Consider the following 6305-nt stretch of genomic DNA (forward strand, 5'->3'; position numbering starts at 1 on the left):
GTCCCACGTCGTCACCCACATTGAATCTCTCACAATCATCACCAACCGCAACACCAGCTACATCCAGCTACGCAATACATCCGGCAGCTGCGTCAGGCTGCTGATCTCTGCATCAGGCAGCTTTTCTGCTTCCCACGGTTTACCCGCCGGGTTGTACCAGATCGCTCGCATACCGGCTTGCTGGGCGCCTGCAATGTCATCGCCGGGGTGATCGCCGATGTGCACTGCGGCGCCAGCATCAACGTTGGCGCGCTTGAGCGCTTCCACGAATGGAGCAGGGTCTGGCTTGCCGATGCCCAAGTCTTCAGCACACAGCGCGAAGGCGAAATAATCGGCCAACCCCAGGCGACGCACGTCAGCATTGCCGTTTGTGATCACACCCAACGTAAAGGTCGCGGCCAGAATCTCAAGGGTCGGATGGACTTCCGGGAAGATCTCGACCTGATGACGGCCATGCAGGAACACTTCAAAAGCCTGATCAGCCAGCGCCTGAGCCTCAACCGAGGGATAACCGGCGTCTTCCAGAGCATGGAACAGCACGCGCCGCCGCAGCTCGCTGATGCGGTATTTGAAGCCAGGGTCAGCTTCCACCAGGCGCGCGCGAATTTCCCCCAGATGCTCGACAGGCACCGGGCCAAGCTTGGGCGCATTTGCAGCAAGCCACTCGCGCAGGGTGGCCTCCGCGCTGACGATGGCCGGAGCGGTGTGCCACAGAGTATCGTCGAGATCGAAGGTGATCAGCTTAATCATGGTCAGAACCTTTGCGTTTGGCCCGCGGGTGGGCGCTGTCGTAGACCGACGCCAAATGCTGGAAATCCAGATGGGTATAAATCTGCGTGGTCTTGATGTCAGCGTGGCCGAGCAACTCCTGCACTGCGCGTAGATCCTGGGACGACTCAAGCAGATGGCTCGCAAACGAGTGGCGCAGCATGTGCGGGTGCAGGTTTTGCCCCAACTCACGTTCACCGACCGCTTTGACCCGCTTCTGAATAGCGCGCGGCCCAAGACGTCGACCTTGCTGGCTAATGAACACGGCGTCATCTTCAGGGTTGGCCAGGGCGCGCAATGCAATCCACGCCTGCAGCGCTTCACGGGCTTTCCTGCCCACTGGCAGAACACGGGTCTTGCTGCCTTTACCGAGCACTTGCACCAGGCCTTCGCTCAGGTCGAGTTGCTCCATGTTCAAGCCGGTCAGCTCGGACAGACGCAGGCCCGAGGAATAGAACAGCTCCAGAATCGCCTGATCGCGATGGGCGAGGAAGTCGTCTTCAACGCCGCCGTCCAGCAACTGCAGGGCACGGTCGGTATCAAGGGTTTTCGGCAGACGTCGTTCACCTTTGGGCGGCGACAGGCCGTTGGCCGGGTCGTGCTCGCAGATGCCTTCGCGATTGAGGTAGTGATAGAGCCCGCGTACCGCCGAGAGCAGACGCGACAGACTGCGCGAGGACTGCCCCTGCTGATGCTGACGGGCGATCAGGCTGCGCAGATGTTGAATATCCAGCGCAGCCCAACTGCTCAGCTGTTGCTTCTCGCAGTACGCCAGCACTTTGTTGAGGTCGCGGCGATAAGCCTCGAGCGTGTGTGGCGACACTTGGCGCTCACTGCGCAAATGTGTGCAGTAAGCGTCCAGTTGCCGTTCCATCACTAGCGAACCGAGCGTAGGGAGTGGGTGAAGCGCGGCAGCAGACGGCTCAGTACATCGGCGATGTAGTTGAGAAACAGCGTGCCCACCGAGCTTTTGTAATGCTGCGGATCGCGGCTGCCGATGGCCAGCACGCCATGCAGGCCAAGATGATTAAGGGTCACAACGGCGGTAGAGCCGACTTCCTTGCCTTGCTCGGCACCAAACAGGAAGGTCAGTTCGTGCTCACGCAGCGCGCCGCACACGGTCTTGTCGCCGATCAGACCACCGATAGCTTTTTGCGCATCGACGCTGCTGACCCAACGACCAACCGGCATCGCGCTGTCACTGAACAGAATCAGGCTGACAAAGGGCACCTGAAAGTCCTGCCGCAGGCTGTCTTCAACAGCAATCACAATTTCTTCGAGACTGCTGGCGTCCATCAGCGCCAAGTTGAGGCGGCGGGTCTTTTCGAACAGCCGGTCATTGTCCCGGGCGACGTCCATCAGTTGCGACAGACGATGGCGCATCTCGATGTTGCGCTCGCGCAGCAGCTTGAGTTGACGCTCAACCAGCGAAACGGTGTCGCCGCGCTGATGCGGAATACGCATCGACACCAGCAACTCGTCGTGCTCGGCAAAGAAATCCGGGCGGTCGAGCAGGTAAGCGATGATCGCCTCTGCTTCAAGTTTCGGCACTGCGGCATCGACCGGCGATTCGCCAGGCTTGCCGGTTGAAGTCTGAGGCTTGTCAGTCATCGCTTTTGCTCACTCATAGACGAACCTGGCCTTCATATACCCGGACAGCGGGACCGGTCATCAGGACCGGATGGCCCGGCCCGGCCCACTCGATAGACAGACGTCCGCCCGGCAGATCGATCAGCAATGGCGAATCCATCCAGCCCTGGCTGATAGCCGCAACGGCTGCCGCACACGCACCGGTGCCACAGGCCTGGGTTTCCCCGGCTCCGCGCTCCCAGACGCGCAATTGCGCACGCTGACGATCGACGACGTAGAGAAAGCCTACGTTGACCCGCGCCGGAAAGCGCGGATGGTGTTCAATTTTCGGACCCAATGCATGCACGGGCGCATTGTTGATGTCGTTTACACGCAACACCGCATGGGGGTTGCCCATGGAGACAGCGGCCAGCTCGACCGTCTGCCCGTCAACATCAACGCTGTAGCTCAATGCCTGCTCGGTAGCCTGAAACGGAATGTCCGCCGGTACCAGCCGTGGCGGCCCCATATCGACGCTGATCTGACCGTCGTTGCGGATTTCCAGCTCGATGATGCCGCTCTTGGTTTCGACTTTGATCAGGCGTTTGGCGGTCAGGCGCTTGTCCAGCACGAAGCGGGCAAAACAACGCGCGCCATTGCCGCACTGCTCAACCTCGGAGCCATCGGAGTTGAAAATCCGATAGCGGAAATCGACATCCGGGTTGGTCGGGGTTTCAACCAGCAATAGCTGATCGAAACCGACGCCAGTGTGCCGATCACCCCATTGTTTGGCGTGCTTGGGCAAAATATGCGCGTGCTGGCTGACCAGGTCCAAAACCATGAAGTCGTTGCCCAGGCCGTGCATCTTGGTAAAACGCAGCAGCATGGGTTACTCCGGCAGCAGGCTTTCGCCAGCAAACAGCTCGGCCACGGTCTCGCGGCGGCGTACTTCGAAAGCCTGCGAGCCGTCGACCAACACTTCAGCGGTGCGACCGCGGGTGTTGTAGTTCGAGCTCATGACAAAACCATAGGCACCGGCCGAGTGCACGGCCAGCAGATCACCTTCAGCCAGGGCCAGTTCGCGGCCCTTGGCGAGGAAGTCGCCGGTTTCGCAGATCGGGCCGACGATGTCGTAGGCACGAGGCGCGCTGTCACGCGGGCGAACGGCTGTGACGTCCATCCAGGCCTGATACAGCGCCGGGCGAATCAGGTCGTTCATCGCCGCATCGACGATGGCGAAATCCTTGTGCTCGGTATGCTTGAGGTATTCGACCTGAGTCAGCAGCACGCCTGCATTGGCAACGATGAAGCGGCCGGGCTCGAAAACCAGTGACAGGTCACGACCTTCCAGACGCTCACGCACTGCCTTGATGTAATCAGAAGCCAGCGGTGGCTCCTCGTCGCGATACCGCACGCCAAGACCGCCACCCAGATCGATGTGGCTCAGCAGGATGCCACAATCACCAAGACGATCCACCAGGGCCAGCAGACGATCGAGCGCGTCAATGAACGGCTCGAGCGTGGTCAGTTGCGAGCCGATGTGGCAATCGACACCGACGACTTCCAGGTTAGGCAACTGTGCGGCGCGGATGTAGACGTCTTCAGCATCGGCAATGGCGATGCCGAACTTGTTTTCCTTGAGGCCCGTGGAAATGTACGGATGCGTGCCCGCGTCAACATCCGGATTGACGCGCAGCGAGATCGGCGCACGAACGCCCATTTCGGCCGCGACAATCTGCAGGCGCTCAAGCTCGTCGGTGGATTCGACGTTGAAGCAGTGCACGCCCACTTCCAGCGCGCGGCGCATGTCGTCACGGGTCTTGCCGACGCCGGAGAACACGATCTTGTCGGGACGGCCGCCTGCAGCGAGCACTCGCTCCAGCTCGCCACGGGACACGATGTCGAAGCCCGAACCCAGACGCGCCAGAACGTTGAGCACGCCCAGGTTGGAGTTGGCTTTGACAGCGAAGCAGACCAGATGCGGCATGCCGTTCAGGGCATCAGCGTAGGCGTTGTATTGCGCTTCGATGTGAGCGCGGGAGTAGACGTAGGTCGGCGTGCCGAAACGCTCGGCAATGGCAGACAACGCTACACCTTCCGCGAACAGCTCACCATCGCGGTAGTTGAAGGCGTCCATGTAATTCCCTTAAAGATGCTTGTGCGATTGCGACTTGGCCTGGTCGTCGGGAGACTTCTGGTCATCCGGCAGGTACAACGGGCCCTTCTGGCCGCAGGCAGTGACAAGACAAGCGACCGCGACAAGCGCAGCAAGCGAAGAGATCAGGCGCTTCATGGCGAAATCCTTTGTAAAAGCATTAATTGCGCCCGAGTATACCGGCCACCCAGCGGCTTGCCTACGTAGCCGGGTTCCCGTCCGGCGGGGCTTTGACGCTACGCGACTGATTTAGCACTGAGAGAGCGAATTATTGGCGCTGTGTTGTTCGTTGGGCGGGTAAGCTTTGCATTTGCCTCGAAGCGACCGTATCTTGCGTCGCTGCGCCAACAGCAGACACTTTTTGAGGTTCCCCCTGATGAGTTTGACCGAAGCCCGCTTTCACGACCTGGTCGATGCCACCCAGCAAAATCTGGAAGATGTTTTCGACGAGAGTGGTCTGGATCTGGACATTGAAAACTCGGCCGGTGTGCTGACCGTCAAGTTCGAAAATGGCACTCAACTGATCTTCAGCCGCCAGGAGCCCCTGCGTCAGCTATGGCTGGCAGCGCGTTCCGGCGGCTTTCACTTCGACTACGACGAGGAAGAGCAGCGCTGGAGCTGCGATACCAGCGATGAGCTGTTGAGCGAAATGCTTAAGCGCTTCACGCTGGAGCAGGCTGGCGTCGAACTCGACTTCGACGAGATTTGAGCGTGACCGCTACTTCAGTCCGACCGCCCAAGCCGCTGTACAGTAACGTCAGCCCGGCAGTGCCTTCGCCTTGCATCAGCCTGTGCCGGCTGGACGAGCAGAAAGTGTGTCTCGGTTGTTTCCGCCATGTGGAAGACATCCGTGAATGGCGCTCGGCGGACGACAATCGCCGCCGACAGATTCGCGCCAATGCAGACCAGCGCCGAGAAGTGGCTGACGCCAGTCAGTCTCCAGACGCATAACGGTCTTGCCGGGTTGTGTAATACCCCTGCTGTGTTAGTGTCCAGACATGCTTCATCGATGAAGCCCTTCAAAACCCCGCCACTCCAGGCGGGGTTTTGTTTTATGCAGCGCAGAAAAAGGAGTCTGCCAACATGTCGACACAACCTACCATCATCCTGACCCGGCTGGACGTGCAGCGTCTTGAACAGTTGATCGAGAGCCTTGAGGAAACCACTCCCGGCCTCGAAGCCCTGCAAGCCGAACTGGACCGCGCCGAACAAGTGGTTGGCCACGAAGAAGTGCCCGCCGGTGTCGTGACCATGAATTCAAAGGTGCATTGCCGCGAAGAAGTCAGTGGCAAGGATTACCACCTTAAACTCGTCTACCCGAAAGATGCCGGTGCCGAGGACACAGTCTCAATCCTCGCACCGATTGGCTCAGCCTTGCTGGGCCTGCAGGTCGGCCAGCACATCGACTGGCCAGCCCCGGGCGGCAAGACCCTCAAGCTGACCCTGCTGGCGGTGGAGTATCAGCCGGAGGCAGCGGGGGAGTATTTGTAAGCTTCAGACCCGTTCGAAAATCTGCACCGCCCCTGTGGGAGATTCTACGTTCGCCCGCAAGCTAATTTGACGACGAGGGACCGGCTTTAACCGGGAAGGAGGTATTCCTGCCGATGAAGATTCATCGCCTGCCCCGGTCTCTTCCCGGCTGAAGCCGGTCCCACGTCATCAGTGATCCTGTCGGAGCAGAGCCTGGCCGCGATGTTGTGGGCTGATGCGACGACGGGGCGGCGCCTGTCAAAAAGTGCAACTACCTGACTTGGAATGCTTTTCTGTAGGAGCTGACGAGCACCGGGAGCTGACGAGCACCGCGAGGCTAGGA

Annotated in this window: 9 protein-coding genes; 3 read left to right on the forward strand and 6 right to left on the reverse strand. The window is 59.9% G+C overall.

Annotation, left to right across the window (positions count from 1 at the left end; genetic code table 11):
- Positions 1-57 precede the first annotated feature (57 nt).
- The 6 genes from H8S59_RS25360 to lptM are packed head-to-tail and all read right to left on the reverse strand — an operon-like array spanning position 58 to position 4630.
- Positions 58-750 (reverse strand): HAD family hydrolase, encoded by a 693-nt coding sequence (locus tag H8S59_RS25360; protein WP_095093235.1) that lies wholly within the window; start codon positions 748-750, stop codon positions 58-60.
- On the reverse strand, positions 743-1642 hold the full coding sequence (gene xerC / locus H8S59_RS25365) for a tyrosine recombinase XerC (RefSeq protein ID WP_095093234.1): 900 nt from the start codon (positions 1640-1642) through the stop codon (positions 743-745). The genes H8S59_RS25360 and xerC overlap by 8 nt, the downstream gene beginning before the upstream one ends.
- A gap of 2 nt (positions 1643-1644) precedes the next feature.
- Entirely contained in the window at positions 1645-2379 is a 735-nt protein-coding gene (locus H8S59_RS25370; RefSeq protein ID WP_095093233.1) for a DUF484 family protein, read from the reverse strand.
- A gap of 13 nt (positions 2380-2392) precedes the next feature.
- Positions 2393-3223 (reverse strand): diaminopimelate epimerase, encoded by an 831-nt coding sequence (dapF, locus tag H8S59_RS25375; protein WP_095093232.1) that lies wholly within the window; start codon positions 3221-3223, stop codon positions 2393-2395.
- A gap of 3 nt (positions 3224-3226) precedes the next feature.
- A complete protein-coding gene (gene lysA, locus H8S59_RS25380) occupies positions 3227-4474 on the reverse strand; it encodes a diaminopimelate decarboxylase (RefSeq protein WP_095093231.1) in 1248 nt (415 codons plus the stop codon).
- 9 nt (positions 4475-4483) lie between these two features.
- The gene (gene lptM / locus H8S59_RS25385; RefSeq protein ID WP_095093230.1) at positions 4484-4630 is read right to left on the reverse strand and encodes an LPS translocon maturation chaperone LptM; all 147 of its coding nucleotides are present in this window, start codon (positions 4628-4630) and stop codon (positions 4484-4486) included.
- 238 nt (positions 4631-4868) lie between these two features.
- On the opposite strand from lptM, the gene cyaY reads away from it, so the two are divergent.
- From cyaY to rnk, 3 genes are all read left to right on the forward strand, one after another.
- On the forward strand, positions 4869-5201 hold the full coding sequence (gene cyaY, locus H8S59_RS25390) for an iron donor protein CyaY (RefSeq protein ID WP_099270270.1): 333 nt from the start codon (positions 4869-4871) through the stop codon (positions 5199-5201).
- Between the two features lie 2 nt (positions 5202-5203).
- Positions 5204-5443 carry a DUF1289 domain-containing protein gene (locus H8S59_RS25395; protein ID WP_095093284.1) on the forward strand — a complete coding sequence of 80 codons (240 nt, stop codon included), beginning with the start codon at positions 5204-5206 and terminating at the stop codon, positions 5441-5443.
- A 132-nt stretch (positions 5444-5575) separates the two neighbouring features.
- Positions 5576-5983, forward strand: a complete 408-nt coding sequence (gene rnk, locus H8S59_RS25400; protein WP_187523214.1) for a nucleoside diphosphate kinase regulator — start codon at positions 5576-5578, stop codon at positions 5981-5983.
- Positions 5984-6305: the final 322 nt, after the last annotated feature.

The organism is Pseudomonas folii (assembly GCF_014357575.1).
GTDB classification, from domain to species: Bacteria; Pseudomonadota; Gammaproteobacteria; order Pseudomonadales; family Pseudomonadaceae; genus Aquipseudomonas; species Aquipseudomonas folii.

Bases quoted from the DNA above. Each gene is read 5' to 3' on its own strand.
- H8S59_RS25360 (WP_095093235.1), bottom strand. From the start codon at position 750: ATGATTAAGCTGATCACCTTCGATCTCGACGATACTCTGTGGCACACC.
- xerC (WP_095093234.1), bottom strand. From the start codon at position 1,642: ATGGAACGGCAACTGGACGCTTACTGCACACATTTGCGCAGTGAGCGC.
- H8S59_RS25370 (WP_095093233.1), bottom strand. From the start codon at position 2,379: ATGACTGACAAGCCTCAGACTTCAACCGGCAAGCCTGGCGAATCGCCG.
- dapF (WP_095093232.1), bottom strand. From the start codon at position 3,223: ATGCTGCTGCGTTTTACCAAGATGCACGGCCTGGGCAACGACTTCATG.
- lysA (WP_095093231.1), bottom strand. From the start codon at position 4,474: ATGGACGCCTTCAACTACCGCGATGGTGAGCTGTTCGCGGAAGGTGTA.
- lptM (WP_095093230.1), bottom strand. From the start codon at position 4,630: ATGAAGCGCCTGATCTCTTCGCTTGCTGCGCTTGTCGCGGTCGCTTGT.
- cyaY (WP_099270270.1), top strand. From the start codon at position 4,869: ATGAGTTTGACCGAAGCCCGCTTTCACGACCTGGTCGATGCCACCCAG.
- rnk (WP_187523214.1), top strand. From the start codon at position 5,576: ATGTCGACACAACCTACCATCATCCTGACCCGGCTGGACGTGCAGCGT.